General features: G+C 69.3%; 6 protein-coding genes (1 of these 6 cut by a window edge). All 6 read right to left on the bottom strand.

From position 1 onward, the window contains the following. Positions 1 to 46 precede the first annotated feature (46 nt). Tightly spaced (each overlapping or abutting the next), the 6 genes in view from DTQ71_RS08335 to DTQ71_RS23445 form a layout consistent with a single transcriptional unit that may run on beyond the window. Complete coding sequence (locus DTQ71_RS08335; protein WP_109563845.1) at positions 47 to 805, bottom strand: SapC family protein; 759 nt, start codon at positions 803 to 805, stop codon at positions 47 to 49. Then, positions 802 to 1626 carry an efflux RND transporter periplasmic adaptor subunit gene (locus tag DTQ71_RS08330; RefSeq protein ID WP_109563844.1) on the bottom strand — a complete coding sequence of 275 codons (825 nt, stop codon included), beginning with the start codon at positions 1624 to 1626 and terminating at the stop codon, positions 802 to 804. Before DTQ71_RS08330 ends, DTQ71_RS08335 begins: the two co-directional genes overlap by 4 nt. Beyond that, entirely contained in the window at positions 1623 to 3563 is a 1941-nt protein-coding gene (locus tag DTQ71_RS08325; RefSeq protein ID WP_211317116.1) for a preprotein translocase subunit SecA, read from the bottom strand. Before DTQ71_RS08325 ends, DTQ71_RS08330 begins: the two co-directional genes overlap by 4 nt. Further along, on the bottom strand, positions 3560 to 5710 hold the full coding sequence (locus DTQ71_RS08320) for an HlyD family efflux transporter periplasmic adaptor subunit (protein ID WP_109563842.1): 2151 nt from the start codon (positions 5708 to 5710) through the stop codon (positions 3560 to 3562). The genes DTQ71_RS08325 and DTQ71_RS08320 overlap by 4 nt, the downstream gene beginning before the upstream one ends. Continuing rightward, positions 5703 to 7541 (bottom strand): GAF domain-containing protein, encoded by a 1839-nt coding sequence (locus DTQ71_RS08315; protein WP_109563841.1) that lies wholly within the window; start codon positions 7539 to 7541, stop codon positions 5703 to 5705. Before DTQ71_RS08315 ends, DTQ71_RS08320 begins: the two co-directional genes overlap by 8 nt. After that, positions 7538 to 25825, bottom strand: partial view of an LEPR-XLL domain-containing protein gene (locus DTQ71_RS23445; protein ID WP_109563840.1) — the 3' portion only. Its footprint extends 12039 nt past the window's final position; 18288 of the gene's 30327 nt are visible here — the last part of the coding sequence; its start codon lies off the right edge, out of view; its stop codon occupies positions 7538 to 7540. Before DTQ71_RS23445 ends, DTQ71_RS08315 begins: the two co-directional genes overlap by 4 nt.

Genomic DNA, 25825 nt, shown 5'->3' with positions numbered 1-25825 from the left:
GCGCGCCAGGATAACCGACCGCCGGAGTGCTCCGGCGCGAACCGCGTCAATGCGCCGTCTCCGCCTCCGCCTTCGACGACGCCTTGCGGATCCGGTCGAGCTTGCGGCCCAGCGCTTCCAGCCCGTTCAGCGAGAAGAGATGCGCCATGATCGCCTCCAGATAGCCCGCGCGCATCAATTCGCCCAACGTCTCGTCCGAAAGGCCCTTTAGACGCTCCCGATCGACCGCCGAGAAGCCGCCCGCCAGCGAGGTCCGGCCCGCGGAATCCGTGACCGAGACGCGCTGCTTCGTCAGCAGGTCGAGATCCGACAGCCTTTCGCAGAAGGCCACCGTCGCAGCGCGCACCCGTTCCCATTCGCGCGAGAGAGCAAGCTGGCGCTTGAGATAGTCCGACTGCTCGCCATCCGGCCCGAAGAGCGGCTGGCCCTTGCCGTCGGTGTTACAGGCCGGCGAGGCTTCGTCGATGCAGAGCGTGTAGCTGTCCTTCTCGGCGTCCTTGGCCAGCACGAAGGGATAGCGCCGCACGAAGGCGGGAATGTAGCCCCCGCTCCAGCTCCCGTCCGGCTCGACCGACAGGTTCTCCTTCTCGGTCAGTCCCAGCAGCGCCAGCGGCGTGAGCCCGCCCTCGCCCTCGACGAAGACGATCGGATGGTCGCGCCCGGCGATCGGGAATTCCACCGCCGCGAGCGGCGACGCGGCAAGCTCCCGTGCGAAGCCGTAGCCGCCGGTTGTGTTCACGCTCCAGCCTGCGTGCCACGATTTCGCGACGGGCCGGGGGCGTTCATAGAGCAGTCCCTGTTTCATTGGTCTTGTCCTTCTTCGTTGGGGGCCGCGCCGTCGAAGGCGACGCGGCAAGCCAGCCCGGCGGGCAGGCCCTGATCGGGATTCGGTAATTGAAGGCGCACGCCCATCGTGCCGCTGGCGGCATCGAAGACCTGATCGACCGAAACGACGGTCGCGGCGCGCTCGCCTCCGACCGGCGCGTCGGGACGCACGCGCGCCTCCTGCCCCGGCGCGATCGAGCCCCAGAGAGAGGAAGGCACGAAGGTCCGCACCTCTAGAGGGTCGAGTTGCGCCAGGGTGACGACCTGCGCCTGGTCGCCCGCGACCTCTCCGGGCCAGAGCAGCCGCTCGACCACGACGCCCGAAATCGGCGCGCGCACGACGCGCTGGTCGAGGATGGCGGCGGCGCGGGCCTGTTCCAGCTCGGCGAGGCGACGCTCGAATTCGGCCCGGTCGAGCTCGATCTCGGCGGAGCGGGCCTCGGCCTCGGCCTCCTCCAGGGCGGCCCGCGAGGCGATGTTGGAGCGCGACAGCTCGCTCAGGCGGGCGAGATTGCGCCGCGCGAGATCGAGCCGGACCTCGCCCAGCTCGAGCCCGGCCTCATAAGCGGCGCGCTCGGCGGCAATGTCGGCATTCGCCCGCTCCACCGCAGAGCGCAGCCGGGCCAGGACCTGTCCCTCCTCGACGTAATCGCCAGGCGCGACCAGCACCTCGTCGACGACGCCCGAGACCGCCGAGGCGACACGGACCGTCGCGCGCGGCGCGATCAGACATTCGTGCCAGTCCTGCGCGGGGGCCGGCGTCGCCGCCAGAGCGAGAAAAAGGGGGAGCGCCGCCCTCATGACCCGCGTCCCGCGAAGGCCAGGAAATCGGCGAGTTTCTCGTCAGTGCGCAGCACGGCGCGGCGTGCCCGCGCATCGGCCTGCTCGGCCCGCTTCTGCGCGCTGCGCAACAGGCCCGGCCCGGCCAGCCTGCGGGCCAGCGGCCCCCGGATGCCGCGCGCGGCGTCGGGCAGGAAACGGCGGAGCAATTCGTCCTCCAGCGACAGGTGGACCTCGACCCGGCCCGGATCGCCCTGCCGCCCGGAGCGGCCGGCCAGCTGGCGGTCGATGCGCCGGCTTTCGTGACGTTCGGTCATAATGACGTGCAACCCTCCCGCCCTACGCACGGCGTCGTCCAGATGAATATCGGTGCCGCGCCCGGCCATGTTCGTAGCCACCGTGATGCGGCCAGTCCGGCCGGCCTGCGCGATGACGTCCGCCTCCTCGGCGTCCTGCCGCGCGGACAGCACACTATGGACCAGCCCAGCCTCGGTCAGCGCCGCCGACACCGCCTCGGAGGCCGCGACTGAGCGGGTGCCGATCAGCACCGCGCGCCCGGCCTCGGACGCGGTCCGCGCCCGCGCTACCACGGCGCGCCATTTCTCGGCCTCGGTCCGGTGGACGCAGTCGCGCGCCGTCTTGCGGCGCGAGCGGCGGTTGGTCGGGATCGGCACGACGCCCAGCCGGTAGGTCGCCCAAAGCTCGCCGCGCACGTCGCCCGCGGTGCCGGTCATGCCGCCCAGATGCATGTAGCGGCGGAAGAAGGCCTGGTAGCTGATCTTGGCCCGGGTCACCTGCCCATCGGTCAGGGCGACGCCCTCCTTGGTCTCGATCATCTGGTGCAGCCCCTGCTCCCACGAGCGGTCGGGCATCAGACGACCGGTGAACTCGTCGACGATATGCACCTTTTCGTCCTGCACGATGTAATGGTGGTCGCGGTGAAAGACGCAGAGCGCGGTCAGCGCCTTGCCCACCAGCTCCTCCCGGCGCAGACGGCCGCGCCAGATGCCGCCCGCCGCCTGCCCGAAGCCTTCGAGCCTCCGCCGGCCGGCCTCGGTCAGTTCGACCGAGCGCTCCTCCTCGCGGTGGGTGTAGTCCCGGCCCGCCATCAGCGCCCGCGCGAACTCCAGCGCCTCGCGGAACGTCGTTTCGCGCGCCTCGTTGCCCCGGGATTTCTCTGCGATGACGAGCGGCGTGCGCGCCTCGTCGATGAGGACGCTATCGGCCTCGTCCACGATCCCGAAGCAGAGACCGCGCAGCATCATGCCGGCAGGCGGCGCCCCATCCTCGCGCGCGAGCCGGTCGCGCAGGTAGTCGAAAACAACCTGCTTGTTGGAGCAATAGGTGATAGACGCGCCATAAGCCGCGCGCTTCTCGGCCTCGGACATCTCGGGGAGGACATGCGCGACCGTCAGCCCGAGGAAGCCGTAGAGTGGCGCCATCTCGGCAGCGTCGCGGGCCACGAGATAGTCATTGACGGTGATGACATGGACCGGCACCCCGGCCAGCGCGGCAACCCCGGCGGCCAGCGTCGCAGTCAGCGACTTGCCCTCGCCGGTGGCCATCTCGGCGATGCGCCCGTCCAGCATCGCCAGCCCGCCCATGAGCTGCACCGCGAAATGTCGTTTGCCCAGCGTTCGGCCCGAGACCTCACGTACCAGCGCGAAGCCAGCCTCCACCAGATCCCGGCGGAAGCCGTGCCGGTGGAGATCGGCCGAGAGCCGCGCGGCCTCCGCCCGCAGCGCGGCGTCGTCTATCGCCTCCAGCGCGGGCGCGCGGCGCAGGATCGCGCGCGCGCGTTTGCGATAGGGTCCGGCCCGCGCGCCGATGAACTGCCGCAGCTTTCCGGCGGCGTCCTGCGCGAAGCGATCGAGCGCGGGCATCGGCTCCCACTTACGCTCAGGGTAGCGGCCGGTGACGGGCCCCGGGCGGGCCTCGAAGGCGGCGGCGACACTCACAGCTCGAACCTGTCGAGGAAAAGTTGACGCAGCGCGTACCAGACCTGCCCCGCCAGCGGCGCGGTGCCGTGATCGAAGCGGACATGAACGCGGCGACCGACCAGCACCTGCGGGTCGGGATTGGCGAAGGCGACGTCGATCTCGAAGACCTGCGCCAGCGCGCGCTGCCCGTTGGGATCGCCCGGATCGACCGGGATCGCGCCGCCGCCGCGCGTGCCCAGAGCCGGGCTCGAAAGCTGGCGGGTGCCGCCCGGGATCTCGCGCTCGAAGCGGGCCGGGATCGGGTCGGTATCGGCGGGACCGGCGGGCCAGACCGCCACGCCCTCCCGACGGTCGCGCACCAGCCCGATCCGCGCCTCGGGAACGGCCACGCGGGCCGAGAGCCGATCAGCATCGAGCACATAGGCCGCCACCTCCCCCTGGGAAAGCATTGTGCCCAGAAGGTCGTCCCCCCGCGCCAGCACCAGCAGCCCGTCGGCGGGCGCGCGGATGGTCAGATCGGCCAGCGCCTCTTCCGCGTCGTCGAGATCGGCCTGCGTGGCGGCGATCTGCTCGCGCAGCACGTCGGCGCGGCGAGCGTCTTCGGCCAGCACCATGGCGAGCCGCGCGTCATACTCGGCCAGCTGCGTGCGCAGCACGGCGGCCCGCGCCTCAAGCAGCGGGTCCTCGGTCCGCAGGATCGGCTGGCCCGCCACGACACGATCCTGCGAGGCGGCGAGGATCTCGGTCGCCTCCCCGGCGGAGGCGGCGCGGACGATGGCCTCGTCGGGGGCGCGGATCACCCCGTCGGCGATGGTGGCGTAGGGCAAGGGCACGACCAGCGCGGCCAGCGCCAGCGCGCCGAGCCCCAGGCCCGACACCCATAGCGCCCGGCGGCGCTGACGGCCGACGCGGGGGTCGGCGACAACGAAGCGGGAGAGTTTTGCCATCGGGACCACCAATTGCGTGAACACCGCCCAGATCGCCAGCAGTACGCCGATGAAGAAGAACTTCGTCGCGACGAACAGCACGATCCCGAACATGATGAACATGCGGTAGAGGAAGGACGCAACCGCGTAGAAGGCGAACCACTCTCGCTCGCCCGGCGCAGTGACCGGATCCTCGGCCTCCTTCATGCCGAAGCCGTATTTCTGGATCAGGTAGCCGATATACTTGTTGGCCCGGGTCGCGAGGTTCGGGATCTCCAGCCAGTCGGCCAGCACATAGTAGCCGTCGAACCGCAGGAGCGGGTTGCCGTTGAAGAGCACGGTCGAGACGCCGCAGATCAGCATCACGTTCCAGGCCACCGCCCGCGTCAGCCCCGGCTCGGCCCAGGCCCAGATGATCATGGCGAGCGCGGCGAGGAACAGCTCGGCGAAGACGCCCATCGCGCTGACCAGCATCCGGCGGCGCTTGCGGCGCATGGTGATCGCCGAGGAGGCGTCCACATAGGGAACCGGCATGAAGACGATCATCATCACGCCCATCTCGTGAACGTCGCCGCCCCATTTCTTGATCATGTAGGCATGAGCCAGCTCGTGCACCGCCTTCACGACCGGGTAGACCAGCACGGCGATCAGGATGTTCGACCCCGTCAGCACACGGTCCGCGAGGTTCGCAGTCAGCGCCTCCCAGTTGAGCAGGGCCAGCGTCAGCCCGCCGAGACAGACCGCCAGCCAGATCGCGACCCCGAGCCAGCCGAGGAAGGGCGCGACGAAGGGCAGCGTCCGTGTGACGAAATCGTCCGGGTCGAGCAGCGGGATCTTGAGCGAGAGCGGGCTCCAGACCTTCTGCCGGAGCTCGGCCCGCTTTTGCTTCTTGCGGCGGCGGCCCAGCTCCTCGGTGTCGGTGGGCGCGCCCGAGATCAGCAAGTCCGAGGAATGGAGCTGCGACAGCAGGCGAATGAACTCGTCCTGCGTGGGCGCGTCGTCGCCCAGCCGGTCGCAGGCGGCGGCCCAGATCTCGCCCACGCTATGGGTGCCGTCGAGCCGCGAGACGAGGAAGTTAGTCGCCTGGCTGAACCGGCTGGAGCGCGCGTTCACAGGGTCGAACAGCACATACCAGATCGCGTCGCGATATTCGTGCCGATGCAGCCGCACATGGGCACGCAGGCGGGGCCGGAGATGCTCGACTCGGTACCAGTGATCGCTGAACAGCCGTTCAGCCATGCGGCCACCAGCGCCACGCCGTCATCCGCGCCCAATGCAGGAAACGATGCGTCCAGACCCAGGCCAGCCGCCGCTCCTCGATGGCGATCTTGGCGACGCCTTCCATGCCCGGTCGCATCTCGGGCAGGGACTGCTCCAGCCGGCCCTCGACGCGGAAACGGTTGGCGCCCTCGACCACCTCGGAGACCGGGGTCAGCGTCTCGACGGTGAAGGGGAAGCTGCGGTCGGGCAGCGACGCCAGCACGATCGCGCCCTCCTGCCCCGGCTCGATCCGCGAGATGTCGCGCTCATCGACCTGGGCCACGACGCGGTAGGCGTCGAGCGGCGCGACCTCGAAAAGCACGTCGCCCCGGTTGACCGGCGAGCCGAGTGCCTGGCTCAAGTCGCCCGAGACGACGACGCCGTCGAAGGGCGCGGCGATGGTCACGCGGTCGAGCTGTGCCTCGATCAGCGCGAGCCGGGCCTCCGCGCCGTCGATCTGGGCGCGCACGACACGCGCCTCGGCCCGCTCCTCGGCGGCGAACGCCTCGCGGTATTTCTGCTCGTATTGGGATTTCTCGGCCAGCACGCGGACCAGTTCCAACCGAAGCTCGCTATCGTCGAGCTCGGCCATGGGCGCCCCCTCGGCCACGATGTCGCCGGGCCTGACCAGGGCCGTCTCGACGAAGCCCTGCATCGGCGCGGTGATGACGCGGCGCACCGTCGCCTCAAGCCGCGCATCCGACGAGACGCGCCAAGTGCCGGTCGCGGTCAGAAGGAAGGCCGCCGTCGCGATCAGACCGAGGGCGATGAGCTTGGCGGCGACGTGGCGCGGGCCCAGCACCATGCGCAGCCCCGCCGCGACCTGGTCGCGGGCGCGCACGAAGAACCAGCGGTCGTTCTGGCGCCGCGCCTCAAGCGAGGGCGTCACCAGCGCGGCGAGTTGTTCCAGCAGCGCGGCGTCGGCGTCGCGGAACGGCGCCTCCCGCTCCAGGGTAATCGCGCCGACGGCCTCCCCGTCGAGATGCAGCGGCGCGGTCAGCACGGCGCGCCCGCCACGCTCGGCCAGGTCGCGATGGGCCCGGGTCGAGAGCGGCGTGCCTTCGCCGGCCTGCGGCAGGCGGATGACCTCGCGCTGCTCGATCGCCTCGTCCATGGCGCCGGCGATGGCGCGGATTTCCTTGCTGCGCTGCTTGAAGGCGGCGTTGTTCGACACGGCGCGCACCCGGGCATGACGCCCCCGGAGCCGGCCCAGGCTCACCCGCTCGCAATCGAGACGTCGCGCCAGCTCGTTGACGAGCGACAGCGTGGCATCCGCATAGGTCAGCTTGGTGGAGGCGCTGGACACCAGTTCGATGATCGAGACCAGCTGCTCGCGGGAGCCGGGGTGGCGGCGCCGGATCAGCACCTCCAGCCAGCCGGTGCCCCATTGCAGCTGGCGCATGACCCGCTTGGCTTCGACGCGACTGCCGGCGAGGAATTCCAGCGCCACGACGCCGCGCAGGGTGTCGTCGATCAGGATCGGCAGCGCGAAGGCCGAGGCGCCGTCCTCGCTCTTGCGGACGACGCCGCGCTTCTCGGCGGCCGCGCGTTCGGCGGCCGAGATCACGCCGGGCGAAAGCTGCGCCGTCGCGGGGCGCAGCGCGATGGGTTTCATGGGCGTCCCGTCCTCGGGCGCCATCAGCACGGCGGCAAGCCGCACCGCGCCCAGCAGCCGGCATTGCAGATCGAGCCAGGCCGCCGCGAAGGCCTCGGCCGAGGGCGCGGCGTGCAGGCGCGACCAGACCTCGGTGTCGAGCAGTTCAGCTTCCGGCCCGGCGACCTCCTGGAGCCTGGCCTGTGTCTGGATCATCGCGCCGCCTTGCCCTTCGCTGTGTCGCCGCCCGCCTTTGTGTCGCCCCAGTCGATCAGGCCCGGCGTCGTCACGGCTGTCTCCTCGTCCCTTGCGACGATCACGAGGTAATCCTCCTCGGGCGCCGTCTCAGGTGTCAGGGTGCCGGTGGACTGATCAAAGAGCAACGCCTCTTCGGTGTCGCGGGTGCCGGTCCCGCGGGTGGGCGCCATGACCGAGAGCGCCGCGTCATGGTCGAAGCCCACGACATGCCCGATCTCGTGGAGCAGGACGCTGAGCAGGTCGATCCGTCCCGCCGCCGGCCCGGTCGCCGCAACCAGCGAACCATCCGCGTCGCGGATGAACTCCTCTGCCGTGCCGGGCGTCGGATCGACGAACCAGCCATGCCCCGCCGCGTCGGCGTCGAGAGTGATCGCCGAGCCGTCCGCCACAGCGAGCGCGGCGCCGCCAAGCTCCTGGACCGAGAGCGTGATATCGCCCAGCCCCCTGACCTGCGCGGGCTTCAGCAGGCCCGAGCCGGTCCAGACGGAGACTGCCTCGGAGAGGACCGGCAGCGCGGCCTCGACGGTCAGGGCCTCGGCCCCCTCGCCCAGGGTCTCGGCGGTCAGGGCCGCCACAGGCTCGGCCTCGCGCAGCACGTCGCGCTGCTGGCCGCCCTTGTTGCCCGGCTGCGGATCGTCCGGCGCGCCGCGCTGGTCGCCCCAGTCCGGGTCGCGCTGATCGACGAGCCCGATCTCGCCACCCGGCTCGCCGTTGCGCGACCCGTCGAGCCCCTGATCGGCGGCGCGCGTCGGATCGGCCCCGTCTGCGGCCGAGAGGTCGTAGAGATACTGCTTCAGCGCAGGCTGGATGCCCCGGCTGACGGTTCCCATACCGAAGGGCGCGAAGGGCACGACATAGGAGTTGAACTCCCCCGACCAGTCGATCAGCCGGTCGCCGCCGGTATTGGCGATCATCACGTCGCGGCCCGCGCCACCAAAGGCGATGTCCTCATAGGAGGCCACGCCCTTCTTAGCGGGCCCGTCGGGCACATCGTTCAGCTCGCCATTGGTGGTCAGGTCGTCATCGGCGCTGAGCAGGTCGTCGCCATAGCCGCCATACATGTGGTCGCGCCCGGTGCCGCCATGGACCCAGTCGTTTCCGAGATCGCCGAAGATCACGTCGTCTCCATCGTTGAAGACGAGGCCTTCGGTCGCGGTCTCGCCGGTGGCGAAGCCCTCGGTCGCGTCGAAGTTCAGGACGAATTCCTGCGCACCGGGGGTGTCGGCGGTGGTGAACTGCCAGACCGGCAGCCCATCGGCGCCCGTGACCTTGGTCACATAGACCTTGGAGCGCGGATCGTTCTCGTCATAGGCCGCGAACTCGACGCTGCGGTCGCCCGCGCCGGTGCCGCGCCCATAGCCCAGGATGTCGCCCGGGTTGAACAGGAAGGCATCGTCCGCCTCGCGCGCCGCGCCCAGGTCGAAGGGCAGGCCCTGCGCATCCGGGTAGTAGACCGCCAGCGCCTCCGCGCCCGAGATCGCATCGTCGCCATAGCCGCCATGCAGGAAGTCGCTGCCGAGGCCACCGAAGATGATGTCGTCGGCCTCGGTCCGGTCGGTGTCGAGCGTCCAGTCCCCGTTCTGCGCCGCGAGGCCCAGGTCGAAGGAGGTCAGATTGACGCTCTTCTTGAGGGCGCCGGCGTCGTGGACCTCGGTGATGAAGAACGGGCCGTTCGCGCGGACGGTGGCGTTCACTTCGACGGCGGAGATGCCGAAGAGCGGCTCGGTGATCCCGGTCCCGGCGGTGTTGCGCGAGGTGTAGATACGGCCGTCATCGCCGATCACCCCGTCCTGGCCGGTGCCGCCCGAGATGAAGTCGTGGCCCTGGCCGCCGACGATATCGTCGTCGCCCGCATCGCCCAGCAGGATGTCGCCGCCGACCTGACCATAGATCGCGTCGTCGCCGCCCTCGCCATGGACCTCATCCGCCGCGCCGATGTCGTTCGCGGCACCCTCGGACCAGTCCAGCCCGCCGCGCGTGTAGTCGAGATGGTCGACCGCGCGCACCACAAGCCGCTCTTCGCCCAGGGTGTCGTAGGCGAACTGCTCGCGGCTGCCGTCCTCGCGCAGGATGCGGAGAATCCGGCCGTTATCGCCGACGATCACGTCGCTGTCGCGGTTGCGGTCGGCGTCGTCGCCCTCCTGGTTGCGGGCGATATCGGTGCCCGCGCCGCCGAAGATCATGTCGGTGCCGTCGGCCCGCTGCTCGGGAGTCCAGAGCCCGAACAGGTCGGAGCTGCCGCCGAGCAGGTCGTCCTGCCCGAGCCCGCCGAAGACGACGTCGGCGCCGGCATTGGCCTCGACATAGTCGTTCCCGTCCGTCCCCGCGCCGTAGAGATCCTCGACCGAGGCGACCAGCTCCAGCCGCGCGAAGCTCGCCGCGTCGCGGCTGCGCGCGGCGCCGGGATCCTCGGGTAGGTCGATGGACCCGTCGCCCTGCACCACGTCGTCGCCGGTCTGGCCGAAGATCATGTCGGCCCCGAGGCCGCCCGCGATCGAGTCGTCGCCCGTCAGTCCCGAGGCGCCATCGTCCAGACGCACCTCGTAGCCCGCCCATTCCGGCGTCTCGTCGGGGTTGGCGAAGTCCGTGGACATGTCGGTCAGCGACAGGCCGTCATTCACGCCCGGCGTCTCGCCATAGAGCCGCTCGCCGGTCAGCTTGCGGAACCGCGCATCGCTCAGGTCGCCGGGCTTGCGAGAGATCAGGCCCGCGTCGCCGAGGATCAGGTCGCGATCCTCGCGCTCGGCGATCAGCGCGACATGGGCGAGGTTGGCCCCGTCCAGCCGGTCGGAACCGATGCCGCCCAGCACGATGTCGTCGCCGAGACCGCCCCGGATCACGTCATCGGCGCCCCGCGCCGCGTCCAGCCCGTCATTGTCGACATCCGACTCGATGGCAGGGTCGCCCAGATCCTGCGCCATGTCGAACACGCGGTCCGGCATCCGGATCACGCCGTCGGTGAAGTCGCCCGGACCACCTGCGCCGAAGCGCTGCGCCACGGCGGCGCCGCTCAACATCTGCACCCGGCCGCCATCGCCGAACAGGATATCGGTGTCGAGACCGCCCTCGATCACGTCCGCCCCCTCCTCGCCGAAGACGAGGACCGGGAGGTCGGTCGGCGCCAGCGCCCCGGTACCTGCCGCGCTGACGGTGTCGTCGCCGCTGCCGGCATTGACCACCAGCATCGTCGGCGCGCCGTAGCCCGAGGCCGCATCGCCCGAGAGCGAGGCCGTCAGCCTGTCGCCGCCATCGCCGAGATCGACGAAGGTGGTCATCCGCAGCGCCTCGCCCGCCCCGTTCTCGGCGGCGCGGCGGAAGGCCTCGGTCAGGGTAACGTCGTCGTCGCCCGCGCCAGTCACGAGCCGTACGCCCTCGGCGAAATGGCCCGTGGCGCCCGCTCCGAAGCGGATGTCCGCCGGCGCGAGGCCGGAGACCGCGATCTCCATTCCGTCTGTCTCCGCCGCTTCGACGGTCACGGTCTTGCCGACGGTCTGGCTCGCATCCGAGATCCAGAGTCCGTGGCGCCCCTGCCCCGCCTGGAGGTCCAGCGCCCCGGTGACACCGTCGAGATCGCCCGAGAGGTAGTCGAAGGCGAAGACCGGATCGGCCGGGTCCGGCGCCGCATAGCGCGTGGCCTCGTCGCGGTTGGGCCGCAGCCGCGCGTCGAGATCGGCGTCGGAGGAGACGAAGACATGCTCCGCCGCATCGTCCGTGCCCCCCGGCCCGGTGTCGATGCCGGTCTTGGCCACCGTGCCCTGGACGTTGACGATATCGTCGCCCGCGCCCAGCGCCAGATCGAGCGTCTCGACCCCGTAATAGCCCACGCCGTCCATCCGCGCCTCGACCTCGACGCGCGTGGAGGGATCGCTGGCACTGGCCACGAGATGCCCGACGCCCGCGCCGCCATTTGTGCCCCGTAGCACGCCCTGGAACGCGACCATGTAGACGTCGCCGTCGGGCCCGTCGAATTTCGACACCGAGATGTCCTGCGCGAAGCGGCTGCCCAGCAGCGCCAGTTGCAGGGCGTTCTCTACCGCCTCGGCCCCCGCGCCGACGGCGATCGCATCGGTTTCGACGACCCCCTCGCCGAGATCCAGCCCGAGCTGGAAGCTGCCGGTCGTGCCGTCCACCCGAATGATCTGCACATCGTCGCGCGCGGGCTCGTCCGAACCGTCCCGGAACGTCGAGACCAGCACGGTCGCGTCCCCATTCGCGGTCATCGCGTCGATCCGGCCCGGCGTGAACACGACAGCGAAGCGGCCCTCGCCCAGATCCTCGACCGAGGCGAGACGCCCGGCGGCGATGGTCTCGATCGCGGCGGCCAGCCCGGCGGCATCGACGTCGCGGTCGATCAAAGGCGTCGTCTCGCCATCCAGCGCCAGCGTGAAGGCGGCCAGTGCGGTGTAGCGGATCTCGACCTCGGCCTCGGCGGCGAGGCCCTCGACGGTGACGCGGCCGTCCGACAGGGTCGCGGCGGTCGCCACGCCGTTGACCAGCACCTCGATGTCCGACCCGACGGGCGTGCGCACCAGCTCGAAGGTCTCGTCCCCGCCCGTGGCCACGAACAGGTCGCGCCGCGCCTGGTCCGGTCCGGGCTCGGAGAGGTCGACGATCTGGATCTCGGCGGTGGCCGCGTCGGAGCTGCCGTCGCGGCGGGTATAGACCGTGGCGCTCGCCTCGCTGCGCGCATCGGCGAGGGCGCCGTTGCCGAAGATCGGCGCGGTCAGCGCGGCCTCGACCACGCGCAGTTGCGACAGGTCGCGCCCGGTCAGATCGCCACGGAAGCGCAGCACGAAGCTCGGCGCCTGGTTGGCGTCATGGGCGCGCATCGAGGTCACGGCGACATTGCCGATGCCGATGACGTCCAGAGCCTCCAGCGCGGCCTGGAGCCCGGCAGCGGAGATATCGTAGGCCAGTGGCCCGGTCCGCTCCGTCACCTCGGTCTCGTAGGCCACGGTGAAAGCGGATTCCGGGCGGGGATCGGCGAAGACGATCCGCGCGACCCCGCCATCGACGACCACGGCATAGGTTTCGGGGTCCAGCAGGACGCCGTCGGCCTCGATGCTCACGGCGCCCGCCGGGATCGTGCCCAGCGCGACCGAGGAGGTGGCGCCGCTGCCCGCGAAGGTCTCGCGCTCCGGGAGGGTTCCCTGGAATTCCAGACCGAAGGTGCCGCCCGAAGCGCGGACGACGAGGACCTGCTCCTCGTTGACGCCGCCCATTCCCAGCCCGGAGACGGTCTCGCGGGTCACACGGACGACCTCGGAGGCGGTCTCGCCGGTGTCGTCGAGATCGAGCGCGTCCGCGCCCTCCCCGCCGTCGAAGGTCAGGAGGGCGCCGATATTGTCGAGCCGCCCGCCCTCGCCCGTCGCATCCAGGAGCGGCACGTTGGAGCCGGCCCAGACGCGGTCGTCGCCCTGCTCGCCCCGGATCGTCGTCAGGCCCGCGACCGACTGCACGTCGAACACGTCGTTGCCTTCCCCGCCCCGGATCACGGTCGAGCCGCGATGGGTGGTGTCGACCCGGAAATCGTCCGAGCCACGGCCGAGCTGGATCTCAAGCTCCTCGAAGCCGAGATAGGTCAGGCCCCCGGCCTGCCTCTGCCCGCCGATCACCACGTCCTCGCCCATGCCGAGCCCCGTCAGGCGCGTGGCCGTCAGAACACCCGTGTCGTCGCGGACGGAGTCGCCGTTGGCGACGAAGACGGTGTCGACCTGATCTTCCTCGACGGCGAAGAAATTGATGCTCTTGTTGGTGATGGCGAAGTCGCGGCCCTCGATCTCCTGGGGCGTAGCCTCGAAGGCGGCGTTCAGGGTCAGGGTGGTGAAGTCTCCGGAGTCCTCGGCGGCGAGGATCAGACGGAACTTGCCCCTGAGCTCGACCCCGCCCTTCTGATCGCGGTCGACGATCTCGAAGGTGCGGCCCTCCAGTTCGACCAGCTCCGGCAAGGCGTCGCTACGCACGGTGATCCGGGTTTGCGCGACCGGGTCGACATCCACGACGGTGCCGTCGGGCACACGGTCGTTGCGTTCCTGCGGGAGCATGACCGGCGCCGGCAGGCCGCCCAGCGTGCCCGCCCCGCCCGCGCCGTCGACCAGCAGCGGACCGCGGATGCCGTTCACGACATTCGGCGTCTCGGGGAAGAGCTTGGTGTCGCCCCCGTCGATGACCCCGTCGTCGATCGCCGCGACATGGACCGTCTGAGCGACGTTCCAATTCTCGGGCGTGAAGACAAGCCGCGTTTGCGACAAGTGCACCTGGTCGGCGAAGGTCGAGACCTCGCCGCGCGTCGTCCGGCTGTGGCGGGGATCGAGCGTGACGACCACCTCTTCGGTGGGCCGCTTGGAGAGAACGACCGAATAGCTGTCGGTCACCGGCTGTCCGGTGAAGTCGAGCACGGCGTAGTCGCTCGTCGCGTCGGGCGTCCCGTCATAGGACACGCTGACCTCGCCCGTCACCGGACGGTCGAAGATCAGAAGCTGTCCGTCCACGGTGTAGCCGGCCGGTTCGCCGTCGCCGCCGGTGATCGTGACCGAGACCGAGCCCTCGCGCGGGATGGCGCGCAGCTCGAACGTATCCTCGGCGAAATCGAAGGCGAAGCTCTCCTCGGAGAGACCAGCGAGGTCGGTCATCAGCGTCACGGTGTTGCCGTCGATGGCGGAGATGACCGCAGACTGGCCCGCGCCGGCGCCTTCGGTGACAAAGAGGCTCATGCCCAGGGAGACGCCGGTCACGTCCGACAGTTCGACCGTCATGCGGCCTTCGGCATCGACCCCGGTCGACAGAACGTCGCCGGTGACGGCGGTGACCGTCTCGCTTTCGATCACGTCGGTGGAGCCGCCGGTCTGCGTCACGAGGACGGTCGGCGCATCCTCGTCGAGGACGGTCACGTCGATCCGCGGCGTCGCCGCGCCGTCGAAGCCCGCGATGGCGCGATCATAGCTGACCTCGATCTCGCCGAAGACATCGACCGGATCGCCCGACGGGTCGCGGAAGATCAGTTCGCTGCCCTCGACCTCGATCTCGATCACGTCGGGGTCCAAATCCTCGCCGTCCACCGTGACGGTGACGCCCTCGATCAGCCCGGCGCCGTCGCCATCGACGCGGCCCACCGGTTCCTCGAACGTCAGCTCGAAGCTGTTGTCCGTCCGTACGACCGAGACCTTCGGCAGCCCCGCGCCGGTGCCCGAGATCGCCGCGCGGCCGACGGTGGAGAGGTCCGCCAGCGCTTCGGCCAGCGCCTCGGCGGAGATGTCGAAGCCCAGCGCCTCTGTGCGCTCGCCACCGACGATCAGGCGGAAGGTCCCGCCGACCACGCCTGCGCCCAGATTGACGGTCTGGACAAGATCCTGCGCCCCGTCGCCGCGAATGGCGATCGGGCTGCCGACGACCGGGTTGGCCGACAGCAGAAGCGTCGCGGTCGCGTCCCCCTCGGCGATCGAGAACGTGTCGGTGACACGCGGGGTCGACCCGGTATCGTCCGATGTCAGGCTGTGGGTGACGAGTTGGAACTGCGTCCCCTCGACCACTTCGTCCTCGACGGCCGTCAGCTCGACCGCGGCGGCGGTCGTCCAGTTGCTCGCGTCGAAGGTCAGGGTCAGGTTGCCCTCGGCATCGGTGCCGGCGCGCGCATCGGCACTGGCCGCGCCGGTCTCGCCATCGGTCTTCACCGTCACCACCACGGGCGCAGTCGGCGCGCGGGTCAGCTTGACCGTGTAGACGTCACTCTGGCCGACCTGCCGCGCCTCGGCGACGGCGGTGACGGGCGCGCTGCCATTCTCCACGCTTTCGACCACGGCGAGGCCCGCCTCGTCGTCATCGAGGATCTCCACCCCCACGATCGGCAGCGCCAGCCCGTCGAAGCCACGCTGCGCGAAGATCGTGCCCGGCTCCAGCGCGCTGCCCCATGGACGCGTGACGGTGATGCGGTCGCCATCGACGGACTCCACGATCCGCGTCTGCCCCAGGTCGGAGCCCGCGAGGATGGTGATCTCCGCCCCGCGGGTGATGCCCCCGATCACGGCGTCGGCCTGGATTGTCCGCGTCGCGGTGCCGGTCAGCGTACCCGTGAAGGTGACCGGATCGCCGTTGGGATCGACCAGACCGTCCTCGTCCAGCAGCGCGGGCTGCCCGTTCTCGTCCAGAAGCTGGAACAGCTCGTCGCCGGTCTCGCTGGTGTAGACGCCATAGGTCCAGCCGGCCTCGGGCGCGGTCGTAGACCACGCGCCGTCCACCGTGAGCGTGTCGCCGGTCGTGGACAGGATCTGCCGCGCCTCGGCGGTGACGCCGTCGGAGACGCGGAGCCACTGGCCGATGAGCTGATCGCCGACCTCGGTATCGCCCTGCACTTGGAAATTGGCGTTCACGTCGCGCACCGTGTCGTCGACCGCTCCCGCCACGACGCCGCGGAGACCGTCATCCACGGTCAGCGTCGCGATGTCGTCCGCGGAGGGGGTCAGCCCATCGGCCCAAGCCGTCTCGAAGCCCAGCGTCAGGATCTGCGTGCCGTCGGAGGCCGTGCCGAGCACGGCGGAGGTGATGAGGCGCGAGATCCCCGCGGCGTCGCCCTCGCCGAAGGTGAACGTCGTGCCCCGCAACTCCTCGCCCGCGGCAATCGCGGCGGCGAGACCGGGCGAGACGTTCAGAACCAGCGTCTCTCCGCCCACGGCGGCCTCGCGCACGGTCTCTCCGTATGTGCTGGCGGCCGTCACCGTGTGGGTGATGTTGGCCGCGTGCAGCCCCTCGGCGCCGTCATCGTCGATCGCCGAGAGCCAGACCGTCTGCGCCTCGTCCCAGTTGTCCGGGGTAAAGGTCAGCTCGGTGCCGCCACCGGCGGCGCCGTCGAGCACGGCTTGCCGGTCCTTGTCGACGATGATCGTGCGGCGGTCGCGCGCCGCGTCCTCCGGCGTTCCCTGGTCGGCGACGATCGTGACCGTCACCTCGCGCGTCGGACGGCGCGTGAGCACGACGGCATAGCTCTCGAGCCCGGCGACCAGCCCGGTCAGCGCCTCGTCGACCTGGGTCGTGCCGTCGGTCTGGGTGATGCGGATGGCCGGCTCGTCGTTGTCGGCCACGTTGACCGAGATGCCCCGGGGCTGGACCGCGCCGCTGTAATCGGGGTCCACCGTCTCGATCCCATGGGAGATCAGACCGGAATGCCCCAGCAGATCGTTGGAGACCACCGGCGGCGTGTCACCCGAGACGAAGACGGAATCCGAGCCGAGACCGCCGAGAATCCGCGTGGCCAGATCGGCATTGGTGGACTGGACGAAGAACCGGTCGTCGCCCTCGCCGCCATCGACCTCCAGCGTCTCGACGCCGACGAAAGTGACGTTGAGACCGCCGCCGTAGACGCCCTCGTCGGTGATGACGAAATCGTCGCCGAACTCGGTCCCGATCACGATGACCGTGTCGAGCCCGTCGCCGCCATTGATGGCGACCGGAGCGTTGACCGCGTACTGCACGAGATCGGCGCCTCCGTCGCCCGAGATATCCGTGCGCTCCCGCAGATCGTCCTGCGAGCCCTCCAGCGCGAAGGCCCGGACGGTGAAGCTGTCATCCCCGTCGCCGCCGTTGAGCGACAGGACGGCGAGGTTACGGAAGACGGTGAACTCATCTGCGCCGGAGCCGCCATAGGCGGTCAGCGCCTCGCTGATGCCGTTGGACAGGTAGCCACGCGTCGTCAGCGTGGTCTCGAAGCCATCCTCGGCGCCAAGGCCCGCGAAGCCGTCCCCGGCGATCCGCTCGCTCTCGAACATCTGGCCGAACTGGAAGCTGTCGTTGCCCGCCCCGGCCGACAGGGTCGTGCGCGCGGCGTTGTCGTCGACGGCGAAATGGTCGTCGCCCCAGCCCGAGGACACGGTCAGCCCGCCGCCGATGGAGGCGTCGTAGTTGACCCGCTCGAAATCGTCCCCGTTCTCGCCCAGCAGCGCGACCATCCCGCGGCCCAGCGCCCCCGCGCCCTTGCGCAGCAGGAACTGGTCATCGTTGTCCGTGCCGTTGATCGTCAGCACGTTCAACTCGGTCAGGTTGTCGCGCACGTCGACAAGCGAAGAGCCCTCGCCCGCGAGGTTGACCGTGTAGCCGTCATCCCCGGTGCCGCCCGACAGGATCAGCTCGGCTCCGATCTGGTTGTCGCGATTGGGCTCGGTCCGGCGCGGATTGACGGTGAACGTGTCCTCCCCGCCCTGCCCGCGCAGCTCGCTCTCGCCCGAGATCACCTCGATCTCGGCCACGTCCGCGCCCGCGCCCAGCTCAAGCGTGGTCAGCGCCGTATGGGTGCCGTCGACGAGCATTTCGTCGTCGCCCGAGCCCATCATCACGGTCAGCCGGTCGATCCCGGCGTAATCCAGGCCGGTCTCCGGCAAGCCCATCCCCTCGACCCGGGTGCCGGTCAGGCGGGCCTCGCTGTCATCCGTCTCGGCCGAGTCGTCCACCCGCAGGCGATCGGAAATGGCATCGGCGGCGCGGATCTCCAGCATCGGCACGGCGCGCGCGCCGAGCCCCTCCTGGAAGGTCACATCATAGGCATAGCCCTGCAGTTCGCCATGATCGGGGTCGCGGATCTCGGAGCGGGTCACCGCTAGGTCGCCCTCTGCGATCTTGCCGCCCCGGACGATCTCGCCCACCAGGGTCGCTTCGAGCGCCGCGAGCAGCTCGGCGGCAGTGGCGCCATAAGCAATGGGATCGGTCGAGCGGCCCTCGAATTCCAGCACGAAAGCGGTGCCGGCGGGCAGATCGGCATTCTCAAGCTCGCCGATGACGGTGACGCGCTGCACCTCGTCGGCGGCATCGACCGGATCGACCGACTTTCCACTGGTCAGGTCGTCCAGCGTCAGCCCGTTCGAGCCGCGGGAGACGGTCTCGACGCCGAGCGCGAGATCGGCGCCCGCGATCAGGAGCGGCCCTCCGATTTGCTCAAGCTGACCGCCCGGGTCATCAGACGCCAGCGACCCGACGGAAGCCTCGTCGGCGCCGTGGCCCATCACCGCCTCCAGCGCGCCGGTGGTGCCGGTCACGCCGAGAAGGTCGTCGCCGCCATGCATCGCGACGGTAGTGAAATCCTTGTGCGTGCCCTTCACGCGCAGCTCGTCCGCCCCCTCGGAGGTCGCGAGATGCAGCTCCGACAGGTTGGAATAGGCAATGTCTCCGCCGGCGATGTTCGCCCGGAGCTCGTCCGCTTCGAGGGCCAGGATGCCGCCCGCGCCGCTCGCCGCGTCCGACAGCGACAGCACGTCGATCGTCTCGAGCTTCGAGGTATCGAAGGCCAGCGGATCGACATTCGTGCCGAACCAGGTGCCGCCGAACTGCACGGTGAAGGCCCGGGCGTTCGGATCGATCGGAGCGGAGGGGTCCGGCTCGAAGCCGGGAATGACGGTGATATCCGTCGCGTCGAGCGACGGGAACTGCCGGGCGGCCAGCGCGCGCAGCTCCGCCTCGACGGCCGTGGCGATGGCATCGACCGTGACCGACGGGCCGATGGCGATCTCGACGGTGGACCACTCGGTCACGCCGTCGCGCGGAAGCCCGATGCGGAACGTTCCAAGCGCCGCGTCGATGGAGAAGATCTGGATCTCCTGCGTCGGCACGAGATCGTAGCCCGCAACCACCTCGGTCGCCGTCAGCGGCACCTCCGCCGCGCCGTCGACGCTGAGTTGAAGCTGCGGCAGGTCGACCCCGCCGAAGACAGTCCCATCCTGCGCTTCGACAGAGTCGAAAGTGATCTCGTAGAGCGTGGGATCGCCCGGCACGCCCGTCACCGTCACGTCGGTCACAGTAACGATCGTGTTGACCGCGTTGACCGTGATCTCGGCGCTGCGCCCCTCGATGGCGGCCTCCAGCGCGTCCTCGGTGGCTTCGCCGTCGAGCAGGCTGACCTCGGCCAGCACGGCGTTGACATCGCGCCCGAGCGTCAGCTGCACCGCGCCCGTCCCGTTGGCGGAAAGCGGCAGGTCGGCGAGCGAGAAGCTCTGGATCTCGGGAACGGGGTCGGGGTCGCCGCCCTCGCTCAGGCTGCGCTGCACGATGGCGCCGGTGCCGCCGTCGATCTCGACATCGCCCGATAGCGTCCTGAGCAGCGTGACCTCGCGCACCGCGACATTGCCTGCGCCGTAGACGGACTCCGCCTGGAGGGCCGCCTCGAGCTCGGCGGCGGTGATGCCGCTGGGCAGGTCGATCTCGGCGGTGCCGACGGTCATCCTGGCCGGACCGGAGGCTCCGTCATAGACGACGCGCAGGTCGCCGGTGACGGTGGCGGCCTCGCCCCGCTCGTCGAGGAAGGTCAGCACGTCGCCATCGACGGCGAAGCGCCCGTTGTCGCGGCGGACGCCATCGACGAAGACATCGACCACGCCATTGGGGTCGACGATGTCCGAAAGGGTCAGGGACGCGGTTGAAGCGCTGAGGAACACGTCCTCCTGCCGGTCGATCACGAGGCGCTGGATCTCGCCGACCTGCGCGCCGTCGGAGCGGCGCTGCACCCGCAGCGCGGCGGCGCCGCTGATGCCGGCCAGGGCCACGTCGTCGGAAGTCAGCTCACCGTCGAAGACGAGGTCGAACACCCGGGTCAACACGTCGCCCCAGCCGCCCGCGTCCACGCGGTCGTCGCCGGAGCCGCCATCGACGCGCAGCTCGCCCGTGGTCGCCCGCACCTCCACCCGGTCGTCGCCCTGGTGCGTGTCGATCCGGGTGATGCCCGCATGGCTGTTCAGCACGACGAAGCGGTCGTCGAACACCGCATCGTAGGCGGCGTCATAGCCCGGCTCGTCGAAGAGCAGGGCCGAGCCGCCCTCCTCGACACGCTGGTCGCCCAACCCGGTCCATTTCGCCAGTTCGACATGGAGGTCGGCGAAGTTCGCGTAGAACACGGTGCGGTCGGTCAGGCCGGTCAGGCTTTGCCCCGTGAGCACGCCCAGCCGCGCGCCGCCATCCTCCATTCCGGTCGCGTCGACATGGGCCGCGTCGCCCGAGCCGCTGCCGCCGTCGATCTCCAGCGTCAGTTCGATATCGTCGAGCACCCCGTCGAGATCGCCGAGGCGGATCGCGTCCGACGCCGCCCCGAGGGCGATCAGCGCCGAGCGCACCACCGGCGCGTTCGGATCCTGCCGCCCGTCGCGCAGGGCTCTCACATCGACGGAATCCTGCCCCCCGCCGGTGTAAAGCTCCAGCCGGGTCGCGTCGAAGCCGGTGTCGTGATCCACGATCAAGCTGTCGGCCCCGCTGCCCAGGCGCAGCGTCAGGTTCTCGATGTTGCGGTAGTCGGTCTCCACCAGCATCCCGAAGCCCGCGACGCGCTTTGCGCTGACGCCGAGATCGTAAAGCAGGCCCGAATTCTCCTTGCTGTCGTCGAGATCCAGGAACGTCAGGGAGTCCTCGCCCTCCGCCCCGCCGTCGATCCGCAACGGATTGTTGAACACGGTGTTCCCGTCGATGCGGTCGAGCAGGCGGTCGACCCGCTCGGCGACCGGGAGCGCGTCACGCCGCGCGCCCTCGCCGATGCGGATGTCATCGTCGCCCTCTCCGCCCTCGATCGAGGTGCGGATGCCGCCGGGCGTCGCCTCGAGCCCGACGAGGTCATCGCCGCCGCGGCCCTGGACGTTGAGCACCTCGATCCCGGACTCGATCTCGTTGCCATCCGCGTCGGTCGAGACGAAGGCCACGGCCACCTCGACATCGGAGTCCTTCTCGTGCAGCGTCACGTCCCTGGCGGTGACGGTGATGTCGTCGGCCGCGCCGTCGAAGCCCAGCACCTCCAGCCGGTCGACATTGTAGGACGGCCCCGTGTCCTGCACGAAGATCTGCCCCACGATGTCATTGGTTCGCTCGATCAGGTAGCGGTCGGTACCGCGTCCGCCGCCCAGTTCGACGCCCTGCGCCCCGGTGGCGCGGACTTCGTAGCGGTCCAGCCCGCGCCCACCGAGGATCGTCTCGATGGCATGGGTCTCGCCCGCGACGGCGCCGACCACGTTCACTTCGACCTTGCCCGCGTCCGAGCCGTCGATGCTGGAGACCAGCCCGCTCGCCTCCAGCCGGTGGGTCAGCGAACTCCAGACGGCGGAGAAGTCCAGCACGTCGGGCCGGACGATCGTGTCGTCGTCCTCGTAGATCGGACGCTCGATCTCGTTGCCGTCCTCGTCGCGCACGATCTCGGTGCGGCCGACGCCCGCGCCCTGCGCGGCGATGACCGGAAGCTGCCCGGCCTCGACCGCCAGTTCCTCGATCACGTCGTTGCCGAAATCGTCCTCGAACGCATAGCGGTCGCCGCCGGCCCCGCCGGCCATCAGGTCGTCGCCGAGGCCGCCGACGAGGAAGTCGTCCCCGTCGCTGCCATACAATTCGTCGGCATCCTCTTCACCGCGCAGCAGGTCGCGCCCGGCGCCGCCGGTCAGCACGTCATCGCCGAACTCGCCGACGATCAGGTCGTCGCTGTCGCCGCCGGTCAGGCTGTCATTGCCCTCGCCACCGAAGAGCCGCATCTTGCCGGTCCAGCCGCTGGCGGTGACGACATCGTTGCCCTCGTCGCCGAAGAACTCGACCTCCAGCTCGACGGTCTGCCCGTTGCCGATCAGTTCCAGCGTGTCGTTGGCCGCGCCGCCATAGGCGATGATGCGCTTCACGCCGTCATAGGTCTGCGCGAGCGCCGTCTGGTCGTTGAACACGACGGAGACCGAATCCCCGTCGATCCGGGTGACCGTCATCTTCTCGGCGCCGTCCTCGACATTGCCGTTCAGACGCGAGCCGGCGTTCGGACCGATATGCAAAAGTAGGTCGCCGTTGCCCTGGTCGGTGGCGAGCTGCGGCTGGCGCTGGAAGTTGATCTCGAACGTGGCGATGGTGCCGCGCGCGATCTCGAATTCCTTGTAGTAAAGCCCCCAGAGCGCCTCGATATAGGCGCGCACGAAATACTCGAGCTTGCCCGTGATGTCGAAGATCGCGAAGGGGTTTCCTTCGTTGATGCGGACATTGGTCGCGAGCTCGTCGAAGCGGACGCGCCCGTCCTCATTGGGGTCGTCGAGATCGAAATAGGTCGTCAGCGTCAGCCCGCCCTCGACCCCCGCGGAGGCGACGCCGGCATTGAGCTCGGCGCCGGCGCTGATCTCGCCCTGTAGCGTCAGCTCGGCCGTGTCGCGCCCCGTGCCGTCCGCATTGGTGCGGTCGGAGATGAAGAAGCCCTTGAAGAGATCGGCGCCGTTACGCGACTTCTGGAAGCTGTCGATGCCCGCGCCGTCATAACCGAAGCCGAGATCGATCGCCGCGCTGACCGACCCACCCAGCGTCGCGAAGAGCGGGCCGTAGATCGAAAATTTCTGCCGGTATTCGAAGCCGAAGGAGAAGGGCGGCAGCTTGTAGGTGAAGAAGGTCGCGTTGGCGAAGTTCCCCGAAAGGATGTTCGCGATCTGATTGACGTCAGTCAGGATCGGGAAGTCGATCGCGCCCGAGCCGTTGGCCCCGCTGACGTTGTTGATGAAATCCTTGGACGGCCGCGTGCGACTCTGCTGGGAGCCGCTGGTCGTGTTGGATTCGTCCGTGGCCGGCTTGGCGTTGGACGTGTCCGCGCCGTGCTCCGTCCCGTCCTTGTTCTTCTCGTCGAGCTGTTTCTTGCGCTCGACTTCGCCGAATTCGATGTCGCCGAAGGCCAGGATGAACTCGTCGCCCGGCGTGTTGGCGTCCTCGGTCGCGGTCCGCACCTGCTGCGCGAGACGGTTGACCTCTTGGATCTGGGCCAGGAAGCCCGATACCTGCGCGGTGCCAAAGGTTTCCGCGAGGGTCAGCAGCGAGATGTCCTGGCCCGCCAGGTCCGAGATCACCGGAATGCGCGCCGTCAGCAGGCCGTTCGGCCCGATCAGGAAGTCGAGCGGTTCGGTGATGCCCAGGATCGAGTTCAGGATCGGCCCGGCGAAGTCGCCGATGAAGGATCCGGCATAGAGCTTGACGTCAGTGAAGCCGACCGTCGCGCTGTCGATCAGCGAGAACGTCACCGTGCGCAGCCCGCCGCGCGCGTCGTCATCCTTGACGAAGTCGAGGCGGCGCTTCTCGTTGTTCCACTGGACCTTGACCGAGCTCGCGAAAGAGGTCGACCGAAGCGCCTGCTCGACCTTGCCCTGGACGTGGGCGATCAGGTCGTCGAGCGTGTCGAAAAACTCCGTATCGAGCGCGCGGATGGTGACGGTCACCGTCTCCTTCTTGCTGCCCTCGAGGATCAGCGCGAACTTGACGTCCTTTTCGAGCTTGCCGTCGGCGGTGGCCGGGAAGGGCTTGTTGCCCCGCCGCGAGAGGCTGCTCGTGCCCGGGCCGGTGCTCGCCTGGAAGAGGTTCTTGGCGTAGTGGAAATTCGCGCCGAGCTGCGGCAGCACTGCGTTGCGGCCACCCTCGCTGTTCTTGATGTAGATCTTGAGGCCCAGATTGACCCGCGCGTCGGCGCTGGCCTTGCCCTCGATCTTGTCGGCGGCCTTGAATTTGGACGACCGCAGCTCCTTAAAGGTCAGCTTGTCGCCGTCGTCGTCGAAGGAGATTGAGCGCGAGGTGTCGATCCCCTTGCGGAGCACGTCCTTGCCGCCGGTGTTGTTGTCGAGCGTGTATTCCTGAACCACGAGAGTCGAGACGTCCTTGCCCTCGAACTCGGCGCTGCGGAAGACGATGTCGAACACGCCATCGCGGCGCTTGATGACGTCGATGGAATCATCAGGCAGCAGGAAGGGCGAGTTGTCGTCGCCGAGGCCCGCCTCCAGCGCGCGCAGGACCTTCTTGCGCACGTCCTCCGCCTTTGTCGGCATCTCGGTGAAATAGGTCGTATTGCCGGATTTGGTGGCGGCCCGGCCGTCATAGCCGATGATGTATTTCGTGCCGGACTTGTCGAAGGCGGTCGACTCGAAGGTCAGCCGCTGAACGGCATATTTCGGCACGCTGGTGACGTCCTGGCCGTCTTGCGAGACGACCAGCTCGGCCACGTTCTTGCGCGCGAGGTTCTTGGTGAAATCGCCGAGGCTGCTGTCTCCGAAGGTGACCTTGAAGAACTTCGTGCCCGGCTTGAACTTGGCCTTGCCCTTGAAGAATTCGCGCGTGCTGCTGGCGAGGCCGGTCTGGCTGCTGGCGTCGATCTCCTCGACGCTGACATTCGTCGTGTCCAGCATCGGGTGATCTTCGAGCGCGCGCGCGATCCCCGCCGCGGTGAGGCTGGTGATCTTGCCCACCCCGGCGGGCATCGACTTGCCCGCATAGCGGAAGTCGATGAGGAACGGCTCACTCGCCGAGGCCGAGACGAGCGGGCTGAAGATCAGAAGCTGCTGTTCGTTCGTGTTGTCGAGCCCCGAGCCGTCGACCAGCGTCTTGACCTGGACCGGCGGCATCGAGGCGTCGGCGATGACCTTCACCGTGGCGCCCGCGCCCTGCACCTTGATGTCGAAGCCCGCCTTTATCGGATCGAACACGACCTTGAGGTCGCCCACGCCGATCCCGTCCGTGCTGGGCAGGGTCCGGATCTTGGCATCGAGCGCCTGCTGGATGTGGTCGATCAGGTCTTCGAGGGGCTTGTTGCCCTTGGAGGCGGTCTTGGCGCCGACCGTGAAGGTGATCTCCTTCTCGGTGCCTAGCCCCTCCTTGTCGAGCAGCGGGACCTTCACCGTGACCTTGGCCGGCTTCTTGAGCGACCAGTCCTTGGTGACGGGGATCGCCAGCAGGCCCCGATCGGGATCCTTGATGTCGATGCTGAACGTGGCCGAGAGCGCCGAGCCCAGCTTGCGCAGCTCGGTCTCGCCCGGGGCCGCGACCTTGTCCTTGGCCTGTAGCGCCAGCGCGTTGGCCAGCGTGCCCTCGGCGCTGGCCGGGTTGTCGAGCCCGGTGACCGAACTCTTGGGCGTCTCGAAACCGGCGTTCGCGATCGTCACCGAGCCGAAAGCGTCGAAATCGCCGACATGCTGCCCGTCCACCTTCAGCTGAGGCACGTCCAGCGTTGCGAGGTCGCCCTTGAACTTGATCTTCCAGATGCCGGAGCCGACGACCGTCTCGGTCACCTCGACATGGTCGGCGAGGTTGTCGACGGTGCGGGTCTGGCCCAGGTCGCTCGTTCCGGTGAGGCTCTGGTCTTCCAGCGCGGCCTTGATCTCGGCGGCGGAGGCCTGCGCGACGCGCACCAGCTTGCCCTTGGTGATGGCCGCCACGGCCTTGGCCGCGTCGGTGCCGCGCTGGATCTCGTAGCCGCTGCCGGTGCTGGATGCGTTGAAGGACAGGATTCCGTCGAGCAGGCG

The organism is Jannaschia seohaensis (assembly GCF_900116765.1).
Taxonomy (GTDB): Bacteria; Pseudomonadota; Alphaproteobacteria; order Rhodobacterales; family Rhodobacteraceae; genus Jannaschia; species Jannaschia seohaensis.
Note: the sequence above shows the minus strand (reverse complement) of the source record. Positions and strands in the feature narration are given on the sequence as shown.